At 36.5% G+C, this 25459-nt stretch carries 25 protein-coding genes and 1 pseudogene; 7 read left to right on the top strand and 19 right to left on the bottom strand.

The genetic code is table 11. The features are described 5' to 3' along the window. Positions 1–14 precede the first annotated feature (14 nt). The 13 genes from QYB95_RS03355 to QYB95_RS03295 all read right to left on the bottom strand — a co-directional run bounded on the left by QYB95_RS03355 (position 15) and on the right by QYB95_RS03295 (position 12170). Positions 15–998 (bottom strand): VanW family protein, encoded by a 984-nt coding sequence (locus QYB95_RS03355; RefSeq protein ID WP_301136683.1) that lies wholly within the window; start codon positions 996–998, stop codon positions 15–17. A 195-nt stretch (positions 999–1193) separates the two neighbouring features. Continuing rightward, positions 1194–1649: a DUF2269 family protein gene (locus QYB95_RS03350; RefSeq protein WP_301136681.1), complete on the bottom strand. Its 456-nt coding sequence runs from the start codon at positions 1647–1649 to the stop codon at positions 1194–1196. Between the two features lie 132 nt (positions 1650–1781). Continuing rightward, on the bottom strand, positions 1782–2681 hold the full coding sequence (locus tag QYB95_RS03345; RefSeq protein ID WP_301136680.1) for an alpha/beta hydrolase: 900 nt from the start codon (positions 2679–2681) through the stop codon (positions 1782–1784). 383 nt (positions 2682–3064) lie between these two features. Next, positions 3065–4243, bottom strand: coding sequence for a CapA family protein (locus tag QYB95_RS03340; protein ID WP_301136679.1), 1179 nt, complete (start codon positions 4241–4243; stop codon positions 3065–3067). 423 nt (positions 4244–4666) lie between these two features. Continuing rightward, positions 4667–5566: a TIGR01777 family oxidoreductase gene (locus tag QYB95_RS03335; RefSeq protein WP_301136678.1), complete on the bottom strand. Its 900-nt coding sequence runs from the start codon at positions 5564–5566 to the stop codon at positions 4667–4669. Between the two features lie 67 nt (positions 5567–5633). Beyond that, positions 5634–6071 carry an NUDIX hydrolase gene (locus tag QYB95_RS03330; RefSeq protein ID WP_301136677.1) on the bottom strand — a complete coding sequence of 146 codons (438 nt, stop codon included), beginning with the start codon at positions 6069–6071 and terminating at the stop codon, positions 5634–5636. 51 nt (positions 6072–6122) lie between these two features. Beyond that, positions 6123–6899: an aminoglycoside phosphotransferase family protein gene (locus QYB95_RS03325; protein WP_301136676.1), complete on the bottom strand. Its 777-nt coding sequence runs from the start codon at positions 6897–6899 to the stop codon at positions 6123–6125. Positions 6900–7328: 429 nt separating this feature from the next. Next, complete coding sequence (locus QYB95_RS03320) at positions 7329–7667, bottom strand: hypothetical protein (RefSeq protein ID WP_301136675.1); 339 nt, start codon at positions 7665–7667, stop codon at positions 7329–7331. A 116-nt stretch (positions 7668–7783) separates the two neighbouring features. Beyond that, positions 7784–8167 (bottom strand): VOC family protein, encoded by a 384-nt coding sequence (locus QYB95_RS03315; RefSeq protein ID WP_301136673.1) that lies wholly within the window; start codon positions 8165–8167, stop codon positions 7784–7786. 327 nt (positions 8168–8494) lie between these two features. Next, the gene (gene spoIIP, locus QYB95_RS03310; RefSeq protein ID WP_301136671.1) at positions 8495–9397 is read right to left on the bottom strand and encodes a stage II sporulation protein P; all 903 of its coding nucleotides are present in this window, start codon (positions 9395–9397) and stop codon (positions 8495–8497) included. Next, entirely contained in the window at positions 9387–9926 is a 540-nt protein-coding gene (locus QYB95_RS03305) for an RNA polymerase sigma factor (protein WP_301136670.1), read from the bottom strand. Before QYB95_RS03305 ends, spoIIP begins: the two co-directional genes overlap by 11 nt. A gap of 254 nt (positions 9927–10180) precedes the next feature. Beyond that, on the bottom strand, positions 10181–10675 hold the full coding sequence (locus tag QYB95_RS03300; protein ID WP_301136669.1) for a hypothetical protein: 495 nt from the start codon (positions 10673–10675) through the stop codon (positions 10181–10183). 613 nt (positions 10676–11288) lie between these two features. Beyond that, positions 11289–12170 (bottom strand): DMT family transporter, encoded by an 882-nt coding sequence (locus QYB95_RS03295; protein WP_301136668.1) that lies wholly within the window; start codon positions 12168–12170, stop codon positions 11289–11291. Between the two features lie 161 nt (positions 12171–12331). Between QYB95_RS03295 and QYB95_RS03290 the strand changes: the two genes are divergently transcribed. The 4 genes from QYB95_RS03290 to QYB95_RS03275 all read left to right on the top strand — a co-directional run bounded on the left by QYB95_RS03290 (position 12332) and on the right by QYB95_RS03275 (position 16880). Continuing rightward, the gene (locus tag QYB95_RS03290) at positions 12332–13201 is read left to right on the top strand and encodes a LysR family transcriptional regulator (protein WP_301136667.1); all 870 of its coding nucleotides are present in this window, start codon (positions 12332–12334) and stop codon (positions 13199–13201) included. A 555-nt stretch (positions 13202–13756) separates the two neighbouring features. Further along, a complete protein-coding gene (locus QYB95_RS03285; protein ID WP_345783703.1) occupies positions 13757–14668 on the top strand; it encodes a DoxX-like family protein in 912 nt (303 codons plus the stop codon). Between the two features lie 6 nt (positions 14669–14674). Then, complete coding sequence (locus tag QYB95_RS03280) at positions 14675–15286, top strand: DUF4166 domain-containing protein (protein ID WP_301136666.1); 612 nt, start codon at positions 14675–14677, stop codon at positions 15284–15286. Continuing rightward, on the top strand, positions 15276–16880 hold the full coding sequence (locus tag QYB95_RS03275; RefSeq protein WP_301136665.1) for a YndJ family protein: 1605 nt from the start codon (positions 15276–15278) through the stop codon (positions 16878–16880). Before QYB95_RS03280 ends, QYB95_RS03275 begins: the two co-directional genes overlap by 11 nt. Positions 16881–17070: 190 nt before the next feature. On the opposite strand, the gene QYB95_RS03270 is transcribed toward QYB95_RS03275, so the two are convergent. The 5 genes and pseudogenes from QYB95_RS03270 to QYB95_RS03250 all read right to left on the bottom strand — a co-directional run bounded on the left by QYB95_RS03270 (position 17071) and on the right by QYB95_RS03250 (position 20661). Further along, entirely contained in the window at positions 17071–17487 is a 417-nt protein-coding gene (locus QYB95_RS03270; protein ID WP_301136663.1) for a DUF350 domain-containing protein, read from the bottom strand. A gap of 22 nt (positions 17488–17509) precedes the next feature. Continuing rightward, positions 17510–18763, bottom strand: a complete 1254-nt coding sequence (locus QYB95_RS03265) for a glutathionylspermidine synthase family protein (RefSeq protein WP_301136661.1) — start codon at positions 18761–18763, stop codon at positions 17510–17512. Positions 18764–18765: 2 nt separating this feature from the next. Beyond that, positions 18766–19104 carry a hypothetical protein gene (locus QYB95_RS03260; protein WP_301136660.1) on the bottom strand — a complete coding sequence of 113 codons (339 nt, stop codon included), beginning with the start codon at positions 19102–19104 and terminating at the stop codon, positions 18766–18768. Positions 19105–19121: 17 nt separating this feature from the next. Continuing rightward, positions 19122–19583: a hypothetical protein gene (locus tag QYB95_RS03255; RefSeq protein WP_301136659.1), complete on the bottom strand. Its 462-nt coding sequence runs from the start codon at positions 19581–19583 to the stop codon at positions 19122–19124. Positions 19584–19873: 290 nt separating this feature from the next. Continuing rightward, positions 19874–20661 (bottom strand): annotated as a pseudogene (locus QYB95_RS03250) (lipid II flippase Amj family protein). Between the two features lie 286 nt (positions 20662–20947). On the opposite strand from QYB95_RS03250, the gene QYB95_RS03245 reads away from it, so the two are divergent. Beyond that, positions 20948–21301: a BRCT domain-containing protein gene (locus QYB95_RS03245; protein WP_301136658.1), complete on the top strand. Its 354-nt coding sequence runs from the start codon at positions 20948–20950 to the stop codon at positions 21299–21301. 89 nt (positions 21302–21390) lie between these two features. Here the strand turns inward: QYB95_RS03245 and QYB95_RS03240 are convergent, their stop codons facing one another. Then, the gene (locus tag QYB95_RS03240) at positions 21391–22815 is read right to left on the bottom strand and encodes a hypothetical protein (RefSeq protein WP_301136657.1); all 1425 of its coding nucleotides are present in this window, start codon (positions 22813–22815) and stop codon (positions 21391–21393) included. Positions 22816–23624: 809 nt separating this feature from the next. Between QYB95_RS03240 and QYB95_RS03235 the strand changes: the two genes are divergently transcribed. Next, positions 23625–24212 carry a Crp/Fnr family transcriptional regulator gene (locus tag QYB95_RS03235; protein ID WP_301136656.1) on the top strand — a complete coding sequence of 196 codons (588 nt, stop codon included), beginning with the start codon at positions 23625–23627 and terminating at the stop codon, positions 24210–24212. A gap of 226 nt (positions 24213–24438) precedes the next feature. Further along, positions 24439–25407, top strand: coding sequence for an NAD(P)-dependent alcohol dehydrogenase (locus tag QYB95_RS03230; protein WP_301136654.1), 969 nt, complete (start codon positions 24439–24441; stop codon positions 25405–25407). Positions 25408–25459 lie beyond the last annotated feature (52 nt).

Raw genomic sequence — 25459 nt, 5'->3', positions numbered from 1 at the left:
TGCAACCATAAAGACTATTGTGCATAATCTTGTGAAGTTTGAATTTCAACAGTAATTGAATTTTCAGTAGTCGTCGATACAATCATAAAAGGAAAATCGGTTGTATTCCTGAATCGAAAGTCAAGAGTTCCATAGGAAACAGTTGCATCCCTTCCCGGTGGTACATACCCAATATCCCGGGAATGATGATGTCTTTCAACGTAAGTAACACCTAGTTGATCGACAGCATTGAAAAGAGTTGAGGACGTCTGACAAATCCCTCCACCTATGCCTGTTACAAATTCGCCGTTAATGATTTCCAGTGCCTCTTGATAGCCTGTTTCCTTTGTTCTTGGGCCCACTGTTGTATTGAATGAAAAATAATCACCTACCCCAACAATCACCTTTGATATGGCATCCGAGGACTGGTTGATGTTATGTGTCCGACCGGCAACCGAACCATCGAAGTAAGTAGTAAAAGAAGCCACAGTTACATCATCCAGCGTGTCATACTCTGTTCGCTTGTAGCCAGTTTCCGTTACATATAGCGGCAATTCAACATTCCCCCCTTCCGGAGAAATAGCAAGAATACTTTCAACGAGCTCACTTTCTTTCAACACAAGCATAGGGGAACCTTTTACTAATTCACCTGCCTCATCCACTCTATCCAACAGCATACGTTGGTCATACCCCTCACTTGTCTCAGTACCTCGAGCTAAGTCTTTTGCTAGTTGTTCGATTTGTGCTACATAACTGGCATAATCCGTATGAAACCCTAGCTCTTTTGTAGAGATGGAGGTAATGACCTCGTCTGTGTTCGGGTCAATCAGGTTAATTAAATAAGATGGCTTTTCTTCCTCCAAATCAGTTTTTGCAGGAGTTTCATCATTGACCAATTCATCATCTTCGTTGTGCTTTTCTTCACCAGTGGAATTTACTCGGCTTTGTTCTTCATTAAAAGTTTGATTACTGCAACCAACTAGAACTGCAAACATAATAAAAATGAAAATCCCCTTCACCTACTAGCCTCCTAGTTCGACATTCTTCTGCAATTATTAGTGTATTCAGCAGGGGTTGAAAATGACTCTCTGAAACTGAAAATAATCTATACAAATTAATATTTTCTTTCGTATAGATAGCGGCTTTGCGAAACAAAAAAAGCCCGAAAATGCATCCAAGTATATTTTCGAGATATTTTTTCCTTTCGACAACCACTAAAACGGCTTAAAAACCATTAAAAATACCAAAAGGACCAAGAGGATGTAAGTTGTAAGTGTTAAGGGCTTTGTTTTGTTAGCAATCTGAATATATTCGCTCGGTAAATCCTCTCCATTTGATTGCTGCAGTATTTCAAGCATTGCTTTTTCATATCTAGGCAATAAATAGGCTACGATGGGTTGAGTAAGAATGTATAAAACGATTGAAGTTATGTACCAGCCAGTAGTGAATAGATGTGGGTGAATAAACCCCATTACAAATCCGGAGACTAACAAAGAAATACTGCCTATTTTCGCTAATTTTTCGATCTGGGCATTTACCATATGTGCTATAAATGCACTTCTGACATTTCGTGCACTCTTCATGATAAAAGGTGAAGCAAATGTCGCACCAAGTCCGCAAATTGCAGCGAGAATATGAATTAAAAGTAACGTTTTAAAAAGGATTTCCAATTATTAAGCACACTCCTTCTAACTGATACTGTATGTATACGTTTGAAGTGTGTAAAAAATTTATTTCACTTAGCGTTTTTCAATATATAAAAGAGCAGCACGAATCCCCTATGGAAATCGTACTACTCCTTATTAATCACCTATTAGAAATTCGCTTGTAATGTCATATCCGCGCATGTAGTCAGGAGATCCAGGAAAGTTCTGCATAAATCCATGAATACCGCCATCAAATCGTACCAGCTTTACATCAACCCCGGCATCTTTTAACTTTTCGGCGTAAAGTTCCCCCTCATCACAAAGAGGGTCATATTCGGCCGTAAAAATCAAGGTTTTCGGCATTTGTGATAGGATTTTCTTATCTTCTGAAAGAGGCGATTGGTAAGAACCATTTTCCCCTTCATAATGAAGTAAATCGGCATGGCTTTTCGTAATATCAACGCCGTATTTTCCGTTATAAAGTTCTCTTGATTGGTATTCGCTGCCTTTGATGGATACATCAATATCAATAACTGGATAATGAAGGATTTGTTTGGCTAATTGGAAATCATTCTTTAGAATGGATTGTATGGCGACAACTGTTGCCAAATTTCCCCCTGCACTTGGTCCCCCCACCACCACATCTTCTGGTCGTCCCCCAAGTTCAGCAGCATTCTTAATAACCCACTTTGTTGCCATGTAGCAATCTTGAAAAGCCGCTGAGACAGAATGACTTGGGTCTAATCGGTAATCAACCGATATCACTTTATAGCCTGAAAGCTGGCAAAGTAACCGACAGGAGACATCGTGAGATTCTAAATTGCCCTGTATAAATCCTCCACCGTGGAAAAAAACATAGAGGGGGTAAAAAACTACATTATCATCGGGTGTATAGATTCGAATGGGGATTTGGTGTGTATTCGCATCTATTATACGGTCTTCCACATTTAGCACTTTCGGCCGTTTCTCCAGCGCAGGATTTTCGTAAGGGATCCCTTTGCTTCTGGCTTCTATATTTTGCTGAAAATATTGTTCAATATAGTGATGTAGTGGCATTGACTGTCTCCTTTCTTTTGGGAATGCGTATAGCTGTCTTATATCGGTCAATAATATTACTTCTTACGATGATACGCCGAGATCTGGGTTACCCGAACATTGCTTGTATTTAATTCATGATAAATACCCCGACTATCGGTAAATTGAATGAATTGATCTCTTTCCTTTCGTACGAGTTCTTGCGCTTTTTCTTGGGACTCGACGTGTATAAATCTTCTCACGTAGTGCTGCTCATCAAAAAAATAAGTCACTTTAAATTCTTGCATGGATGGATCGCTCCTAAAGTTTCTTACTAATTAACATAACCAAGTGAAGAAGCTCTATGAATAGAAAAACCAAGCTAAAAAGGATAATTCCTTCTAACTTGGTTCGATAATTTGCAATTAGGATTCAATAAATTCGAGAGTGGGAACGTATTGTGACATGTGCTTTTTTATTTCTTCATAAGTCGACGCAGCATTTGGTAAACTTTCACTGGTTAATTGATACATGGGAATAATCTCAAAATCTTTCCAATTCGAAAATTTAACGTAGGTTGGCAAAAGTCTAGGGTTTTTCACCTCGATGAGTGTATTTGCTTGGCCATCGGGTCCATAAGTAATCGTTTTCGAGACTTCCAACTCCAGTATCGTACCGATTTGCCTGTGCAATTTATCCTGTGATGAGAGAAAGTTTCCTAAGGAGTGAATGACAAATGTTTGATTTCCTTCAATTCCTGTATACCATTTCACAGGTTGCAGGACATGTGGGTGATGGGCAAAAATGATATGTACACCGTTATCGGCAGCTAATTGGGCTAATTTTTCTTGATAATCGTTTTGTGTCCGGCTGTATTCCTCTCCAACATGTAAATTTAATACCACAAGATCAGAAATTTCCTTAGCCTTTTGAATGTCTTGAATCATTTTCTCTTCATTTATATAGTTAACAAGATAGTCTTTCCCTTCAGGCACATTTAAACCATTCGTTCCATAAGTATAGCTTAAAAATGAAAAGGTGATTTTATTTACTGTCATGGTTTTGATTTGCCTTGATTCTTTTGGGTCCTTGGCAACACCGACATAGGTTATCCCTAACTCGTTCCAGTGATTCGTTGCATTCAGTATGGCTTGCTCACCACGATCCAATGTATGGTTATTAGCCATATTCACAACGTCTACCCCAACGGCCTTCAGGGTATCCGCCAGTTCATACGGGCTATTAAATAGAGGATAACTTGAAACACCCAAGTCCTGACCGCCAATAATACTTTCGCTATTGGCAACAGTAATATCTGCTCTTTCTATGTATGGCCTGACTTGCGTAAACATCTCCGTAAAATCATATTGATCATTTCCGATATAGGCTTCTTTATAAACCGGGCTATGGGCTAGAATATCACCGATTGCTGAGATTGTTGCCGTATAGGATTCTGGTTTTCTAGGTTCTGGCTTTGTGTTTTCTTCTTGAGGTCCGACGGTTTTGTTATCTTGAACATGAAATTCTTTGTTATTTTCATCATTCTCATTTTGGTTAAATAGGCTATGATTAATAAAAGAAAATAAAATTAATAAACCGATCAATAAAAAGTACTTCTTAATAATTGTCAGCACCTCCTTTAATCGCCTTACCTTACAATATACATATCTTATCAAAAAATATGCTTTTTACAATTATTTCAAGAAATTCTTCAAAGAATAACTCCAAATAAAAAAAGGAGATTAGAATCTCCATGTGAAAAGATTTTATTTAAAAGGCTTGAAATTTGAACGATAAAAGAATGTTTGCTGATATTTATCTTTATCAGAATTGCTGAAATCGAGCCGAATCAACTTGAACGATTAAAACACGAAGAAAATACGCGTAAAAAAATCTGTATAAGTAAAAGCAACAACTGTGAACTTTCTACTGGTAACTACATATTTTCCTAGTTATTGAAAGAGTTTTATAAGGCCCACTCTCTAATAGACCTACCAATGTTGTGATTCCCTTTAATATAAACAAACCTATTTAAGTAAATCTTTCAAAGCCAAATCAAGATTAGGAAAGTCGAAATAAAATCCCTCTTCCATCAGGACTTTCGGCAACACCTTTTGACCTTCAAGCACAAGCTTGCTTTTTTGCCCAAGCGCTAGTTTCATCATGATTGCTGGGGCTGGAAACCAATGCGGACGGTTTAATACCGAACCGATTGTTTTACCGAATTCCCCCATTCTCAAAGGGGAAGGAGAAGTCACATTCACTGGTCCATTTAACCTAGTATTATTAAGAGCAAATGATATCGCCCTTACAACATCCATGACATGAATCCAGGACACCCACTGCTTACCCGATCCTACTGTCCCTCCGGCAAATAATTTATATGGCAAGGCCATTAATGGAAGTGCCCCACCATCCTTACCAAGTACCACACCTAATCTCATAAGGATGGTGCGTATCCCGTACTTTTCTAACAGCTTCGCTTTGTTTTCCCAATCATAAACCGTCCTGCCTAGAAAGTCATTGGGTGTAATAGTCGAATTTTCCGTATATTCGGCATTCAGTGATACAGGGTAAATGCCGATTGCACTTGCATTGATAAAAGTAGATGGTTTTTGGGGCAATGCTTCTATTATCCTCAATAATTCATCAGTTGCTTCCATCCGACTATTGTAGATTTGCTCTTGATGCTGCTCGGTCCACCGCCCATCGTTAATCGAAGCTCCGGCCAAGTTAATAAACGCATCGACATTTGCCAACTCGGTTTCTGGTGCCGTGCCTTCTTCAAGCCACTTTACATATTTAATACCCTTTGATGCACCGTTTTCCTTCCTGGTTAAAATTACAATTTCGTGTCCTTCACTAATTAGAAGGTTGGATAATTTACTGCCGATAAATCCCGAACCGCCTGCAATCACTACTTTCATCAGTTCACCTCCATGGTTTCTTTGTAGATTTAACTGTCGGCTTTTTCTCCATTTCCAAATTAATCAATTAGATATATCCAATTGTCTCCAAGATTTTCATCGTTGTATAATTCAATTGAGGCAAATTATCTAAAGGAAAATAGGCTAATTTTAAACCTTCACCATCTATTCTAAGAGTTCCAGTGGTCTTTGTTGCTTTATATACAGCCGTTGCATTATAGATCTCGTCGCCATTTGGAAATTTAAAGTAAAATTCTTTACCTGATACCACTGTTATTAGCTCTAATGAGTCCGTGGTTAAACCTGTTTCCTCAAAGAGTTCCCGAAGTGCCGTCTCCTCAAAACTGTCTCCAAGTTCCATGCCGCCACCTGGAATACCCCAATCCAAGGTATCAGAATGTAGTTGAAGCAATATTTCATTGTTATTCTGAACGATTATTGCGGAGCCAGGAGCAATAATCGGTTTTGTACCGATAAATTTTCTGAGATACTTTATATAATTCATAAAAGCTCCTTTTTAAATTTTCTTATTCCCATAGATAATTTGTTATGCAAATCAGAAAAATTCATATAGCCCTTCTTCAAAATATTGAATCTCTGCGTTATTCACTCGATACCTTGTGTAACCTTCATAAAACGCACCCAAATATTCCGGGTTATTTTTAAATTTTCGAATTGCCAAAGCTTCATCATAACGAGGGTCACCTATAGTCATTGCACCCACATCAATAAATAGTTGCACTTTACCATTAATAACAAACACATTATCTGTTGTACAATCACCATGAATCATAGTTTGTTTTACCGTTTTCGGTCTATTGCTCATTAAATTAATTAACAGTTCCAAGCTAGCGTTACCATCAGTTTGTCCTTTTTCAAAATAGTGCTGTGCCCTCAACAATTGATATTCTAGCCAATCCTCTTCATGCCTTAAAATCTTAAGCGGCTCTTTCTCATGGAAGTTTTGTAGGAACTGTCCGAAGCTTTTGATTAATGTTAATTTATCATTGTCAGATTTCGCTAATTTTAGAGCTTTGGTTAACGTTATCCCATCTTCAAAAGACATTAGCAAATGACTTTTCTTTTCTTCTTCAAAAAAACCGAAATATATGGGTACTGAAAAGCCTTCAATTCGGTTTAATTTCTTTAAGGTCTCCGCTTCACACTTAAGCCATGATCGATATCTTTCTATGTATGAAGTTTTTAGTAAAAATGAGCCTTCACTTGTTGTTATCCTGCAAACCTCCGAAGTCCAACCTTGTTCATCCAATAAGGTAATCTTTTTTATTGGACCTATAGTCTGTTCCACCACTTCATTTAATTTATCATTCATATTGCCAGGTTCCCCCAAAATTATTGCTATAAAGATCTTCTGCAACAGTTATTGCTTAAATAATGAATACTTAAATCTTTTTTCAAGTTCTCCCCACATTATCAATACTTTCAAACACTTGATAGCCTGCTCTTTATTGAATTCCAATTCTCGGAATCAAAGTGTTCATTATTCTTTTTCCTATGCAGTTGAGTCATTGCAAATTCCCCATATTTTATAAGTCTTACTTAGTAATTCTAATTCTAGTATGAACTGCTTAATACCTTCTTTTCCCTTAACCTGCTAGATACAACAAAAAAGCGGACAATCTATTAATGATTGTCAGCCAAATCCTAGATTTTTTTATGAACATGGAAATTTGAAATATAAAAAATAAATCTATTCCAACAGGTAAACCTCTATGGAATCCCCCTAGGATTCTTTTCTAATCTAAGACTCTAATGGTCTACCTTGATTTTTTATAAGTTCGTCATAATAGTCGTTTGGATTCAAAATATTGTTCTCGATAAAGAATTTTGCCTCTTGCTTGAACATATTTATATATGCGTCTCTCCCCATACTTAAGCTTTCTAACTCGTCTATACGCCCTTCAACTTTTACATTATTAGTTTTTACATCAACAGTTACAGTCATATATGTCTTACCCTCATAGATTACTATTCCCACTACTAGTTGATTTACTAGATCAACTTGTGGAAATTCGTGTCTTTCACCTGTGGGCTTAAAAATTGTATAACCAACATTTGATTTCATTGTACGGTTCTTCATTTTCCACCTCTATAATTAAGACATCCACTACCTATGATCACTATTTAAATTTATTCCTACTTTACCCCTTATAAAGGGATAACCCTGTCCTAAGATTAGGCAGGGTTCAGTTAGAGTTACTGCTGAATTATTTGAATGAGATTGCCGCACGTATCGTCGAACACAGCTATTGTAACGTCACCTGCTTTTTTCGGCTCCATTTTAAACTTTACGCCGTTTTCCAATAATCTTGTATACTCTTTTTGAATATCCCCAACGCCGAACATCGTAGCCGGGATGCCTCCATCAAATAACTTTTTTTGATACTCATTGGCGATGGGGTTGTCATTGGGTTCAAGAACAAGCTCCGTTCCCTCTTGGTCATCCTTGGAAACAACCGTTATCCATTTATATTTACCCATTGGCACATCCTGCTTTTTTACAAAACCCAACGTTTCTGTATAAAACTTTAGTGCTTTCTCTTGATCTTGTACGAATAAACTGGTTACAATGATTTTCAATTATTTTTCCTCCTTTGATAATGGGTTTGCTAAGTAGTTCATTACAACTGCTGCAAGCAAATAAACCCACTTTTGTTAGTAGTTCTCAAATTTCATTCCTTATTACATTATAAATTTTTATGGATTGAAAAACATAGTAAAAACTCACAAGTTAGAACTAATCTTAATCAGTAAGAAACATTTCTCCAGTTTCCACTACTCATTTAGGGATAATTGAAGTGGAAAAGGCTTGTGGACCGTCCCAAAGAGGAGCTCAATAAAATCGGATTCTGTATTCAGAACTTAACATTGAAATTAAACTATTACTAAAATTACCTATATTCACTTTCAATATTCCTCAATAATCTCCTTTATAACTTCTGCTAAAGCATCGGCTGTTCGATAGGTTTCTTCAAAAGTATTTTCTACGCCACCGATATTTAGCAATACAGAATTCTCTTGAAGATCTTGATTATATGTGTTTTTTGGGTTTACCCCTTTTTCAAAGACCCCTTGAGACAATCCAGGGTATAATTGCTCCAGTTTTTCATGGATGCGACTAGCAAAGGCTTTATTTGCTTCATAATTCTCAGTGGTTTTAGATACAACCAATCCAATTTTTGCAAAATCCATTCCATCAATCGTAATAGTAGATTCAGATTTCTTGGAAGCGTCCCTGTGTATGTCTAGCAACATCATTATGCTTTGATGTTCGTTTAATGCCCTTTGTATTATTTCTCTTGAAACAGTATAAGAATCTGCAAAGGTTAAATTTCGGTCTACCAAAATCTCACTTATATTGGTATCATCATGAATTGCACTTATTTCACGTTCTTCTAATGCGGTCTCCAATTCTTTGCCAACAGATGTAACATTTATATCCTCACTATAAACTTTATTGACATTATTTCCTTCAAGCTCAGGAATAAACGATTCAACATTATGCGTTTGATAAATGAACACTATAGGTTCTTTGTCATTTAAAGCTGTAGACGACAGGCTATCTCTTCCGATTGTATTTGAAAGATTGATCACTGCCTCACTGCCATTAAAGAAGAATAACCAGGAGAACGTAAATGCAAAAAATAAAATGAGACTTGACGCAAGAGAGTATTTTTTTACTCTTGTTGTCTTTGTCATACTTCTAGCTTTTTGTCTAAGCATATTTTCGGTGGATTGAATAAAATCCTTCCCCGGATGTTGAGGGTGAGATTCTTTTATCATCTTCATTAACTCTTTTTCATTTTGCATTTGAAAATACCTCCCCAGCCTCCACATTTAATTTCCTTTTAAGGTCTCTCAAAGCTCTGTGATAATCTACTTTCACTTTGGATTCACTGCACTGAAGAATGGCAGCTGTCTCCTTTACGGAAAACTCATTGATGCCTCGAAGAATGACAACTGCGCGGTGATTTGGTTTCAATCTGGAGATTGCTTCATGGATAAAGTGCTCCAATTCAGTTGTTTCGAGTTCTTCATCTGGTTTTTTATCTTTGGATTCCAGCCTTGTGAAAAATCCGTCCTTAAAAATGGCCGTAAATTTCTTTTTTCGGTAATGGTCTATTGCAACATGCTTGGCAATGGAAAAAATCCATGTTTTGATATTAGTGTCTGTTTTAAAATTGGGTAAACTCTTTAACACACGTATGAATACTTCCTGAGTCAAGTCCTCTGCATCATTTTGATTTCCCGAGAAGCAAACAAGAAATCGAAATACGTCCAAATAATGCTCATTGTAAATTACAATGATACTGGACTCTAAGTTTTTCAAATCAATCAAACATTTCCCCCCTCTTTGTGTTATCACCTATTATTCGATTGAGCTCCCCAAAAGGTTACAGTTAATTTTTAATTAAAAGACTTCAACAATTCATCATTATCTTTTTAGCAGTGAGACTTTTTCTTCTAGATGCATAAACAGCCAACATTTGAAAATACGTTATTCAAGCCAATAAAAAACCACCTCTGTGAGATGGCTAATTACTCAATCTTTTGATTTTGGTAATTTAGATTAACTGTTTTCTTGATCAAGCTTTACTCTATGTTTATTTTAATTTCTAGGCCTGTGGGATTTTCCATGAAATTATCGCTATATTCTTTAAAGACCAAATCAACTCCCGTAACATCGTCAGGTAAAGCTGGTGAGACAATGAAACTGCATGTATAATGCCCGTTCCCTCCCCCTGCCCTATCTTTTCGACAATCATATTTATCATCTATAAATAATTCAAAATTAACGTTATTCCGTTTTTTAGTTAAGTCTACTGGTGGTGAATCATCTAAATTATCGCTGTCGATATGCAATTGTACTACACTTGCATTCTCATACTGCTTGATCACCGTAACTGTATAAAGACGTTCGCCAACCTCAACAGCTTTTAACACAGGTAGTTGCTTTCTGAATCCATAGGGCTCAATTTTGGTTTTAAATAAGTGCTCATACCTTATTGTCCCGAACATTTGATATAAGAAATTTTCATAAAGATCAAATTTTGCAGCCCACTGAGAAATTATGTCATCCGTTGGCATTCCGGGATTATTGGAAAGTTCTTTTCTTTGCTTTAATAGACTACAAATTTGTTCATCAATATGTATAAGATTTCATCATAATGCTCCGTTGTGCGGGGTGTTCGTTCCATTACTGGCCTCCTGTTTTTCAAATTTCTTTTATAGCTGCTAGGATGAAATATCCTCCTTTATTTATAATTATGATGGATATCGAATATATTCTTTTCCATTTTCACTCTATGAAGCTACAACTCTGGAATCCTTAGCAGCAGCACAGGGTCATTACTAAAATGATTCGTTCTGATGATATCAGTGATTGTTAATATCACCTTTAACCACTCTGCCGGAATATCTATAGTTAAGGATTCGACTTAAACTTTCAATTACCTTTCTGAATTCTGCTATATAGTAAGTTAATAAGTTAATTTCCCAGTACAGCGCTGGGAGTCTTAAGTGCTTCCGATATCGCTACAATTTCAGCAGGATTATAAGAGGATTGCGTTAAATTTCACATTTCGTTAAAGTTCATAATTAAGCTATATAAATGAAAGCAAATTGGAAATTACATTATAGTTACTAGACACCTCGATAATAAAATTTCGATTATTCCCATTAACTTCTTCACGCAACATTTTTATTTCTTAAGCTTGTTTAAGAATACAACTTTTGGTTGAAACAATTCACCATATGCTGCACCCCCTAAGATCAATGCAGCTCCCAGTATTTGCACAGGACTCAACATTTCTCCCAGAAAAGCACCCGAGAAAATTAATGCCGAGAGGGGTTCTAAATATCCAAGGATGGACACTGATTGAACGGGCAGACGACCAATAGAAGAAAAGTAGAAATAGCACCCAATACCTGTATTGATGACACCCAATATTAGTATAGGCAACAAATTTCCATCCGCTATCTCTACTGAAAATCCTTGCTTTAAACCCATAAATATTGCAACAGTCAAAAAGCTAATTATTAACTGACAGGTAGCATTTTCTAACCCGGTTATACTCGTTGCTTTTTTATTGAATATCACCATTAATGTATACATGACTGCTGCTAATAAACCGAAGATAAGACCAGAAGAAAGTTGTCCCTGTAAAAAAGCTTGGCCATTTACACAGATCATGCCTATGATCACACTCAGAAAACCAAGAAGTTTGGCGCTTGTCATCTTTTCTTTAAAGAAAAATGGTGAGAGAATCATAACAATTACAGGTCCACAATAGTAGGCAAGAGTTGCAACACTCACACCGATTTGTGTATAAGCCTCAAATAAGAATATCCAGCTTCCCCCCATCGCCACGCCAGAAATCATCAGATACAGCATATGGATTTTGTTCTTCCAAAATCCGAATTTTCGCTTAGACAAAGCAAATAGAACAATCAAAAATAAACTACCAATCAGCGTCCTGAAATAAACGATTTCATAGCTATTTTGCAGAACAAAGCTTGCAACAATCCCATTAGAGCCAAATAGGAGCAATGCCGTTACATACTTAAAATATACATCCTTCATTCTCATTCCCCTCCCCATATTGCCTACATAGGTAATTATTTTGGGACTTCTATTACATCCTGATTTTCAGTAATTGTAGAATAGCATATAAATACATATCACAAATTTGAATGTTTCTCATGCCATTTATGATAAAATCGCATGTAAGGGAGAGGAGTATTATGAACATTCAAAAATATTTGGCTTTTGTAAAATCAGTAGAATACGGTAGCTTTACTAAAGCTGCCGAGGCTTTAAGCTATACACAGTCTGGCATTAGTCGTATGATCAGTGATTTAGAAACAGAATGGGGAATTTTGCTATTTGAAAGAGGAAGAACGGGGATTACTTTAACATCTGATGGCTTAAAATTATTGCCACAATTAGAACGGGTCTGTAATGAACACCAAATGTTAATGCTGCAAATTGAGGATTTGCGCGATATAGAATCTGGTATTATTCGTATTGGAACCTTTTCAAGTGTGGCTACACATTGGCTGCCAAATATAATCAAAGTGTTTAAGAAAGATTATCCGGGTATTGATTTTGAATTACTATTAGGCGACTATACAGAAATCGAAAATTGGATTATTGAAGGACGGGTTGACTTTGGATTTTTACGACTGCCGACGAAAGGTGAATTGGAAACAATCTTTGTGGAACAAGATCGCCTACTTGTTGTACTTCCTGAGGAACACCCGTTTGTGAATTGCGACAAGTTTCCAATAAAAGAATTATCGAACAACCCATTTATGCTTTTGGAAAAAGGTGCGAAAGCTGAAATCTCTCAAATTTTTATACAGCACCAAATCGTCCCGCAAGTCCAATTCACAACATGGGATGACTATGCCATTATGTCGATGGTAGAAAACGGATTAGGAATTAGTATATTACCAGAATTAATTTTACAGCGCATTCCCTATAAAATTATAGCAAAGGAGCTTGAAGTGCCTGCTTTTCGCAATATCGGCATTGCTATGAGAGAGCAAAAATCTCTTTCACTTGCAGCAAAGAGATTTTTAGAATATCTATCGTTAAGAAAAAGAGTGTAGAGGATTCTTATTGAAAAAGGAGTAACAAATTTGCCTTGTGGTTGTTCTAATGCAAGTCAAGCTTCTGAGATAGAAGCAATAATAAAATGGGATAAAAAATCTAAAACAATCCCCTTCTATTATTGCATAAGGAATGTTAGGAAAATTAGATTGTCATTTCTATCTTGATGAAAGAAAAACAAATTGGCTATCATCTAGAAAGATTCGTATATTTTCAGAAATGAATACGCGCGTGATATTAAATTGTTTTTTTACACCATCATTTTATTTTTTCTGTATAATGGAGGCAGATTAGTATGATATTGGTAACATTTACAATGCGGGGTGAAAAGAAATGAGAGATAAAAAGGGAATGAGTAAAACTGGTATAGCTTATTATGCATTTTCTGGATTAGCATTAATGTTATTATTACTTAATTATTTTTTATAGGATTAGTAGCTGCCGAAGTGATATTTTCCTAAATATATTTTCTAAGAATAATGTTAAATAATACGACTCTATAACTCTAATAGATGTACTTATAATTTTTATTGCAAATAGAATCGACTGGAGGAATGAATAGAGTGAAACGCAAGCCCGTTTATGTCGAAATTGATATTAATGCCCCAATGGATGAGCTATGGAAAGCAACTCAAACGCCGCATTTGCATGAACAATGGGATCTGCGGTTTTCTTCCATTACCTATTTACCTAAGGAAGAGAATGAACCCCAACATTTTTCATATAAACGCAATATCGGATTTGGTCAGTCAATAGAGGGCTGGGGAATCACCTCTGGCAGCCATGAAGGTAAAAATGGTGCAAAAACTTCATCATTGCATTTTGGAACAGACAACGCTATATCCCCTATTAAAGAAGGAAAAGGATATTGGAAGTACGTACCGAAAGAAAACTCCGTTACATTTTTAACTCAATATGATTATGACGTGCCTTTCGGGAAATTAGGCAGAATCCTCGATCGATTGCTGTTTCGTCCTCTTATTGGATGGGGAACTGCCCTTAGTTTCGATGTATTGAAAAGATGGCTGGAAAATGGTGAAACCCCGTACTCCCAATATTTACGGTTTTTTGTATGCTGGTTCATCACTTGCCTTTTTTGCTTTATATGGATCTATCATGGACTCATCCCGAAGCTTATCTACATGCACCCAGATGAAGTTCTAATGGTGAAAAATCTAAGTCCTTTTTCTGACGATATGGCTTTTTCGATAGTGAAAACCACGGGAATCCTTGAAGTCATCTTTGGACTATTCTGGCTGCTATATAAAAAGAAAAGAAATCTGCTTCGCTTGCAGATTATCGTGTTTCCCCTTCTTACCATAACGGCAATATTCGTAAATCCCGATGCATTGTTCCATCCCTTTAATCCTTTAACATTTAATATTAGTCTATTGTTTATTTCATTTGTCGGATTTTTCATGAGCAAGGATCTACCTTCAGCAACTACTTGTAAGAGAAAGAGATGAGGATTAATGTCGGTATATAAAAAGGCATTGGATAAAGAGTTTTATAGATTGCACCCCATGCTGCAAAAGAGATATAGTTTTTCGAATCATGCCCCGTTTCAGGCGCAAGGTGTGATGAAAAGTATTAAAGTGGGTCCAAAATTTCTTTATCCATTATTCTGGCTAGGTACAAAAAGAAAACTATTATTCCCTGAATACGGGACGAACATCCCCTTCAAAATATTGAATACTCCCTTCGTTGGTGCAGACGGCGAGGAACAAATCCATTGGGAAAGAGTATTTTACTTTGGGGAAAAGAAAAGATATTTTAATGCCCTTATGAGTTATGATCCCGAACGTAATTTGATCAAAGATTATCTAGGAGAGCCAAGTATTCTATATTCAGATTTAGTGTTTATCGTTTCTTCTGATGGATCCTTGAGAATTGAATCCAGCAAACAACGACTGGTTCTTTGGAAAATTGAAATACCTATACCGAAAATATTACAAGGTTTAGCAACCGTCACCGAAAAATATAGCGAAGAAAAGAGAGTCTTTCAAATATCGGTGGATGTCAGGAATCCGTTAATCGGTCATATTTTCTCGTATGAAGGAGAGTTCAAGCCCAATGAGAAATAAACAGAAGCTCCTTTCGATTGTATTGTTCCTATTTGCGGTTGTTTTTGCACAGGATTCCCCGCATCTTTTAATGCTGACGCTTGCACAAGTTGTCTATGTACCCTTTACTTTGCAAATGATTGTTAAAGAGAACGATTGGTTCGGACGTTACTACTCTTATTTTTCCATCCCAGCTTATATTTCTGTGAGTCTTATACATATAACAAATCAATCAGGTTGGGATTATTTACTTGCAGCAATTTACTTGTTATTTACTTTTATTGTTGCAGCCTATGGAATATATCGCTTTTTAACACGGGGTTTTGTTCATTTCGAAGAATTCTGCATCGACATCGCTCTCTTCAACTTGGCAATTGGCGGGATGTGGTTCTTTGCCCATATCACAGATATCGATACGGGATTTTCCCCGATTATCACTTGGTTGACTGCAATCCATTTTCATTACGCCGCTTTTTTATTACCTATTTTTGCAGGATTTCTTGGCAGGCTTTATAAGCCAAACTTCTATCCTCTTGCTGCGGGAATTATTTTAGTGTCACCTATCATTCTAGCAATAGGCATTACTTTTTCTGTTTGGATTGAGTGGGTTTCGGTTGTGTTTTATATTCTAGGAATCTATTCTTTTATTTTCTTTTCTTTAAGGGTACGATTTTCACATCGATTGCAAAAATGGCTGATTCTTCTATCATTCGGGTCTTTAGGTGTGACCATTCTTTTCTCCTTTTTGTATGCCTTTGGTCGACTATCGAATGATTTTTCCATCAGTATCGATTTTATGCTCAGATTTCATGGGTTCTTTAATTGCGTCTTGTTCGCTTTATTAGGTGTAGTGGGATGGTCTATCGTTGTTCCTCCCCCTAATACAAATAATTGGACTTTTCCAGTTAGTAAAATTCGAGGTTCCTTGGTTATCGGGGAAAAGCTTGTTTATGAAATCAAGGATCAGCAAGCATTAGGCTCGTATAATGGATTGGTGGATGAAATGGAGATATATGAACCGGCAATCAATGTAAATACCTTGGCTCCAGCAGTTCGAGATTTTTATGAAAATACACTTGATTATCGACTTTATGCCGAGATTAAATGGAAATGTTGGTTCAAGCCTCTTGCTGCCATCTACCGTTTAATCAGCTCCTATACACAACAAATCAATCTGCCTCTATCAGGTAAACGTATTGAGATGACAGGAGGCATTATAAAAGTTAATAAGAATCTAGACGGAAGAAGTCACCCAAGAGCATGGGTAAGAAAAATTAATAATAAAGTAACCTTTATAGCTTTGTATTCATGGCACCGAACGAAAGAGCGCACCTATATGAACATCGCTTTACCACTTCCATGGTCATCGATGATTGGGATACTGGAATTAAACCAAATTGGCAAGGATCTTCAATTATCAAGCAAAAAAAGCCGTGCCAACCTTGATACGGGTATCTATTTAGCCTGGAACAAGCACCTGCTTACATTACCCTTGGAAGAAACCTTTCATGTCAAAGAAACAGAGGATGGAAGACTTTATGCGCAACATAATATGTGGATTTTCTCTATTCCTTTTTTAAAAATCACCTATTACATTGCTCATCGCGATATGTAATAGGAAGGTATTATTTAGGAACGCTTATTATCTAAATTCTACTTGGCTTCCTGTTTTTTCATCGTCAAGGTACACAAGCTTTTCTCATTAAAAAAACGATTCCCTGGATAATAAAAGGAATCGTTTTTTTAGATTTGCTTTTTTTAAACTTGCGCCGGCCCACGGGTTATACATTAGAAAAACACCACAACTAATAAGTCAAACTTCCTGCCACAATCAAACCAACTGTAATACCTATTGCAAATAGACTAAATCCAACAGCTGTATTTCCTTCCTCTACCTTTCTTGCCAAGTTTGTTTTGGATGGTGTCAGGACAAATTCAATTAATAAATAGACAACAACCTGAACGACAATGCCGATTAAACCCCAAATAAAGGCATCCAGTAGATTAACGCTCGACGACCAAACTGTATAGATCGTAATACCTAAACCAATCACTTTTCCCCATAACTTTAATGCAACTGCCAAATTCCCTTCCTGGATTAATTTCCATTCAGAGAATTTTGTTGTAAACGCAAAGGCAGTTGTTCCAATAAAAATCAGAACAAGGCCCACTCCTATGTATTGAAGAAAATCTAAAAAACTTGCCCATGATATAAATTCCATTTATTATCCTTATCCTCTCTTGTTAAATGCCAATTGGCAAAAAATATGAAGCGTTATCCGTAATTTGTCCTCCTGCACGCACTCCAATAGCACTGGCCTCCCCATTGATATAGAAAGAACCATACATATAATGTGCTCGTCTAGTTCCGTGAACAGTTTGAATATCAATCATGGGAAGGTCGATAAATTCTTGGTAAACTGATAGTTCTTCCCGATAGGTTTTATGACTATCTTCCGCAACCTTTTTTCCAGTACCCGAATAGATTTCAATCGTATCTCCTTCACGTCCGAAAGCTGGTTTTTTCACAAATTTCCGTCCATTCAGCAGAAATTCGTCTGGATCTAAATAAGTTGCCAGGAAATATTTCTTAATAATCCCGTGTTCTTCTTGAGTATAGAAGCCATGCTGTTCTTCATGCAGTCCCCAAATAAGTGCCATAATCGCTTTTGATTGAAGTAAAAAAGCAGAGGGTGGATTTAAAATAGCCAACTCTTTCTGTTCTACAAGCTGCATCAACATCTGTCCTACTTTTTCCTTTGTTGAAGGGTCCTCATCATGGATCAAATGTTCAATTGGGTAAGTTTGTCTATATAACAAGTCAATTTTATTGCCGTGAACATCATAGAGACCAGGAGACAAAATGATTTTACCCCCATCAAAAACCGGCTGATCAACGACTCGCAGCTCATTAAAATCCATATATTGACTATCTATTCCCAATAGTTCCTTTAAATACAATGTTGTCTGTTTATCTTCTTCGTTATCCGGATGTGATGCAAAGATTATATTGGAATCTTTTATTGGAGCAGAAGCTGTTACAGCTGTTAATAATGCTTTTCTAAGCTGGTCTTGAAATCCTGCGTTTGGGTTTTCCATATGGAAGTAGTCACATACTTTACCGTTCACATAGAATGTTTCTTTTATAAACGTAGGTGTATCTGCATTCAGCTCGAGCAGCTTTATTTCATCTCCCATTACAACCAAATCCAGCCGAGCAATTACACTTTCTATTGGAATTGTTTTCAAACGAAGGAATGCGTGCGTTTCACTGGGAAATCCTAAACGTGCAAATGTCTCATTATCTAGTCGGCGCAATAATGGCGCCGTTCTATAAAAAATGTGTCCGATTTGTTCGGTAGCCTTTCGAAGTCGCTCAATGTTTTCAACAGATTCTTTCTTGATATCTAATAAAGCATACTCTTTCCCGTAGATGTCATGCCAAAAATTGTCTATTTCGTTATAGAAGTTTTGGCGTTTTTCAATAAATTCATCCATCTCTATCCACCAAAACCGCCTTTAGTACCGCTACCAATTCCAGATTTAAATGTGGAAGAACCTGAAGAAGAGTTAGAGTATGTATTCGTATTGCTCTTATATAGGGAACTACCCGTTAATTTTTTCTTGGAGTCATAATAGTGTCCACCATAAAAGTAGTGTCCTGCTCGAATAGAATCATCATCATCGCAATAATAAGAATCTGTTGTACTATCCCATTCCCAATCATCACAATCTGTTCCAGTCGGTGCCCCATAAGCTTCTTCTTCTGCACAAGCCGTGAGGGAAACTAAAGCTGCCGCGCCCAGCACACCAACCATCATTTTTTTGGTCTTACTCATCTATCATCATTTCCTCCCTATGTTTCTAGCGTATATCCTGTAGGTGTAACATATAAAACATATACTCCCCTGTCCTCATCGATTTCGGCAGAATCACGTTCCCACTCATTTTTTTCAAGGTATGTATAAACGCTTCCGATGACACTTAAAATATCCAGATGATTTGAAACATCCTCCGTTGATAAAAGAGGATAATTTTGACGTGCATTCAATTCCCGAACTTCGAGTTTAATGCCTTGTTCTAAAGTGTTCTCAAGTTCAATTGGCCCTTCCTCAAAGAGCTCCACATAAATAACAAATAAGTTACCTTCGATAGATGAGGAAAGCTGTTTGTATGTCTTCCCTTCCTTAATAAAGAACTCACACTCCCGTCTTGCCAAAATTTGGGATAATTCAATCATCTTGTAATAATAAATCGGTTCATATAAATTCGTGGCCTTGTGCAAACGATACTCCAACACGGCATTTTCAAACTTCATAACCTGAACTTCCCCCCCACAGCACTACAACAGTGTTTTTGATATGTGTTTGCCTTTTGCTAACTCCTAGTTTTTCATACGGATATACTTGTAAAAGGTTTCAAAAATTTCTTATTACCTTCTCCAGTTTACCCCGTATTTCTAACAAACTAAAGATGGAGTTATTTTAATTCCAAAATACAAGGAATACAGATCCGTTAACAAACTAAATAAGCGTGTTCCAAGCGAAGAATGATACGACTAGAAAAGCTTGAAACTCTATCATACTTAATTATCTCAGGTTTAAAACCCTAAACTAGAAACTGAGTAAACCAAGCAATATATTTAGCAGCTGGAATGAACAACAACTGCGCTAAAAGTGTTCCTAATAACCTTGAAGTTACCATCATTATTGAGACGCTTTTTAAAGAAACATAACTCCCCTTTTGATTGATTACATCATCTGCCAGGATTGAGATTTTAGGGTCAACAAAGATAATAAGCAAGATTGTAGCTATACCATTGATCAAGCCTGATGCCATAACAGCGGTTGTTTCCCGTTCTGGTACAAGCAAGGCTGCGTATAGCGCAGATAAAACGCCAATAGTATATATTGCTGTGATTAAAATATTAATGCAAAATAATTTAAATGGCATATCTCGCCAGTTCATATCTTTTAAATAAGCATATCTTGGTAGATGAATATGTTTTTTCGCACGTTTAAAATAAGGAAATGTAATTCCTTTTTTCAATAAAGCCGGTATCGAGCCTCGTTCCTCTTTAAATGAGCGATTGCCCTTGAAAAAATCGCAATAAATGTCGGTAACAAAAGTAAACCTATTATTGTTCCTACTGTTGCAGATCCTATCAAAATTCGAAACTGGTTCTCTACTAATTCTAAGGCATCATGTTGGGGGGCATTATCTATCAAACTTCCCGTAAAGGGTTGTTGCATCATATTCGCTAATCTCGAAATCATAACCATTACATTAAATAGTGAAAGTGCCGATGCCAATAGTCTCACTCTTGCTCCTGATAAACGAACTGAATAAGCTAATGTTTCGATTGAATGGATGATTAAGATAAATAGAGCGATCATTACTAATTGTGTTGTAAGAGATTCCATATGAAAACCTACTCTACCTTTAAATTTTAAAATACTTTGAAATTAACAAGTTATATATAAACAATAAACGACTCAAAATGGAAATTGTTTCAGTTGAGTAATAATAATACCTTGATAATCATTTCAGACATTTCCCTCTCTGTCTGCTTTAATATTATGTATAATCAAATAGTCGCTGCTTTCATCATTTAGTTAAATGGTATTTATCAGCTTTATAAAGCAAATAAAAAATTTCTTTCTTCAATAAAGGTGAAGTGTTATGTCACAAAATAACCACACAGAAGTTATCCTGCTTTCTAACCGATCGGAACCCTTAGTGCATCCCTTTTATAATAAGCGATTCGTGTTTACAGGAGCACTTTCCACAATGACACGTTCGTACGCTGCGAAAAAAGTGCATGCATTTGGCGGGACTTTGCAAGGAGCTGTAACTAAGGAAACTGACTTTGTTATTCTTGGTAACAAGCGGCGTGGAATAAGTTCCAAACAATTAAAGGCTGAGCAGTTAATTAGCCTGGGCTTAGACATACAGATAATGCAGGAAGATGATTTTATCTGGGTTTTATCAATACCAAAAGCCCATATACCATCAAATATGGATGAGGAGTATTAACAAAAAAAGAGAGGAATGAATATTTTTTTTATTCATCCCTCTCCCACATTTTATTCAGTTAAAACGTTTAAACAATCATATTCTACTGATTATTTAAAGAAGCTTAGAAGGTTAGAAAATGAAGCTACTAAGTCTTGATAGTATCCAATCACTCTATCTTTTAAAGCGACTTGATCTGTTTCATTTTCTTCCACATCTTGACTCACTTGTTCTGTTTCTTCAGCTGCTGTTTCTTCAATATCAGTTACTGTATTTTCTGTTGATTCAACTGCTTCTTCCACTGCAGTTCCTGCATCAGAAGGTTGATCTTCATTTTCTGTTACCACCGGAATTTCTTGATCAACGTTAGTATCATTTGTTAGATCTGTATTTTCAACAGCGCTATCTTCCAATGAATCTTCCTCTAAACCTGTTGTACCTGTTTCTGCAGCATCAGCAGATACATCTGTTACTACGTCGTTTTCGGATTCTTGACTTGTTTCAGCAGAATCAAAACTTAAATATTGATCCAAAATGGATTGGTAATTTGCTATAACACTTTGATAGCCATCTTCAATAAATTGATAACTTTCATCTAACCAAGTACTTGAGGCATCAGCTACTGCTGTACCATCTTCAACCTGACTTTCTTCAGTTGTTGGAGCTTCTGTTTCCTCAGTTCCTTCTTCAACTGCATCCGTGCCTTCTTCTACTTGGCCTTCTTCAGTCGCTGGAGCTTCTGTTTCCTCAGTTCCTTCTTCAACTGCATCTGTACCTTCTTCTACTTGGCCTTCCTCAGTCGCTGGAGCTTCTGTTTCTTCAGTTCCTTCTTCAACTGCATCCGTGCCTTCTTCTACTTGACCTTCTTCAGTCGCTGGAGCTTCTGTTTCCTCAGTTCCTTCTTCAACTGCATCCGTACCTTCTTCTACTTGACCTTCTTCAGTCGCTGGAGCTTCTGTTTCTTCAGTTTCTTCTTCAACTGCATCCGTGCCTTCTTCTACTTGACCTTCTTCAGTCGCTGGAGCTTCTGTTTCCTCAGTTCCTTCTTCAACTGCACCAGCATCTTCTTCTACTTGTCCTTCTTCAGTCGCTGGAGCTTCTGTTTCCTCAGTTCCTTCTTCAACTGCACCAGTATCTTCTTCTACTTGTCCTTCTTCAGTAGTTGGGGCTTCTGTTTCTTCAGTTTCTTCTTCATTTGATGGTGTATCTTCACTATTTGTTTCATCTATATTATCAAGATCCTCTGTACCATCTTCAGCTATGCCGGATTTGTTTTGAGCCAACATACTAACGAGTCTGCCTTTTTCAGGTGATCCCGGTAGACTTCTTGCTAATGCTGATACTTCCTGACCGTGGTTTTTCACATGTTCGATAACTTTTGGATTACTCTCATTTGAATCAAGCTCTGCTGCAGAAATAGGTGCACCAGCTGCTAAAAAGGCTGCTGCCATCATCGATGTTGACATCACTAACGGTGCTACTTTCTTCGACAAATTTTTGTTTGTTTTCTTAGAGTTCATCTGTTTTTTATTCATTACTTTATCTCTCCTAATTCGTATTTTTCTACTGATAGGATGGATTTTTCATAAATTCCGTTATTGCTCTTTTCAACTCCTTTACCATGAGCTCACTCAAATTTTTTGGCAGTACCATCACCTGCCTGAGATGAATATACCAAAGTATTGTTACTGTTTTATGTTACTCCCTTTAAAAAAAATGACCATTCCCTTACGGAATTGCAGAATTATGCAATACGTGAAATCTTTGTATAAATCTCCAAATAACTCTTTTTTCAAATAATGATTGCGCTTTCATAGTTTCACTGCACGATTTGTGGAGTTTTCTTATCGTTTGAAATAGGTATAAAACTGCCACATTTTCAGTTACAAATAAAAACAGGAGATGAATATTATTAAAACAGTATGAAGATTATGAATTATTTTTTCTAAAAAATTTTTTAATTAGGATATCTAGAATATTCAACATAATTGTATAATCCCCAATCCTCTCTGAACCTTATAGTATCTACCGTTTTATACCAAAAAACAAAACATTATAATTTTGTATCTATTTCATTAATTAGATTACTGTTGTTCAGAACCATTTGTAATATAGAGCTCATATGTAAGCTCTTAATCAAAATAATCCGCTATAAATCTAGTAACGGAATCCAATATTTTCCAAGACAAGGACATTTAATATAGCCTTTATTAGCCTTTATTGTCATGATATGAATTTTACTTTATTCGATGGTAATTTAATCTAAAAAGAAATAATTAGATGGATAAAAATGTTAAAATGATTAAGATACATTTAAATTGCCTCAAATAGAAAGGCGGGTAATATGATAAACATACTCTCGAAATATATGTCTGATTTTACTTTAATCAACGAAGATGAACAGCGGGCTATCTCTGAAAGTTTGCAAATTGATGAATATAAAAAAGGAAAATGCCTTCTTAGACAAGGAGAACTTTCGGCCGTTAAATGTTATTTCGTATTGAAGGGTTGTGTTAGGCAGTTTTTTATAGATGAATCAGGTAAGGAGGTAACATCCAACTTTTTTACAGAAGAACAAGCTATTCCAATTATCAACGAACAGACTCAAGGTGATTTGTCAAAGTATTCATTAGTGTGTGTCGAAGACTGCATATTAGTTGTTGGCGATATTGTTTCTGAAAAAACGATGTTTGACAAGTACCCACAACTTGAAACAATGATACGCAAAATGATGGAGATCAACCTAGGCGAAATGCAGGAACAATTCGGTGAATTTATCAATTCTTCTCCCGAAGAACGCTACGAATCCGTTTTAAGGAAACGCCCCCAGTTAATAGACCGAGTACCGCAACATCAATTGGCTAGTTATCTTGGAATTACTCCTGAATCATTAAGTAGAATAAAAAAGCGAATAAATAAAAATAAATCTTAAAATAGGTGTATCCATATTTCGCAATGATCCCGCCTCTTTTGCAACAACAAAACACCGAAGACTAACTCACCTTACATCATTTGAGCTTAATACCACCATTACACTTTGATAAAACGATAAAAAAAATACAAAAGTCTCTAGAAATTAACTTAAGTCAATGAAAGGAGTTAATCCCACTGTTATTCTTGATTCAAATCACTGAGATTAGTATTTGGGGGGAGTTTTTATGAAGGCGATTGTTTGTGATAAATATGGTTCACCCGATGTACTTGAATTAAAAGAGACTAAAAAACCTATCCCTACTGATAACCAAGTATTGGTAAAAATTCATTCATCATCTTTAAACTATGGGAACTTGGTTCTTTTAAATGGAAAACCCTTCTTAGCCCGCTTTGCTTTCGGACTAACGAGACCAAAATACTCGATTCCAGGAGGTGACATAGCTGGAACAGTTGAAGTTGTCGGAAAAAACGTTAAGTTATTTAAAGTAGGTGATGAAGTATTTGGCGACCTCTCAGTTTGTGGCTGGTGTGGTTTTGCTGAATATGTAACCGTCCCCGAAGATGCTTTGGTCTTAAAGCCAACCAATATTTCTTTTGAGGAAGCTGCTGCGACTCCTATGGCAGCTGTTACTGCCTTACAGGGACTACGTGATAGGGGTAAAATTAAACCGGGACATAAAGTATTAATTTATGGCGCATCTGGTGGTGTTGGTACGTTTGCGGTACAAATTGCCAAATCATTCGGGACTGAAGTAACGGGTGTATGTAGTACAAGAAATGTAGGAATATTGCGTTCTATAGGGGCCGACCATATCATTGATTATACAAAAGAGAGTTTCGCCCAACATACGAAATGTTATGATTTGGTTCTTGGTGTGAATGGTTCAAATTCCATTTTAGCTTATAAACGTGTACTCAAACCAAATGGCAATTTTGTTCACGTAGGAGGTTCCGAATCTCAACTTTATCAAACATTATTTCTTGGACCTTTTATTTCAATGACTGGAAGCAAGAAAATAAGCAGCCTATTACAAAGAGCAAATCAAAAAGACTTAAATGATGTAAAAGAATTACTTGAGACTGGGAAAGTAAAACCAATAATTGATAAACGGTTCAAGTTAAGTGAAATAACGGAAGCATTCAAATACTTTCAGGAAGGTCATGCTCAAGGAAAAGTGGTAATTACTGTATAACGGGGAGCTTTATTTAAAGTCCCGCGACATAAAAGTTGAAAAGCTTGGGATT

The sequence above is a fragment of the Ureibacillus aquaedulcis genome (assembly GCF_030418165.1).
In the GTDB taxonomy this organism is placed as follows: domain Bacteria; phylum Bacillota; class Bacilli; order Bacillales_A; family Planococcaceae; genus Ureibacillus; species Ureibacillus aquaedulcis.
Note: the sequence above shows the minus strand (reverse complement) of the source record. Positions and strands in the feature narration are given on the sequence as shown.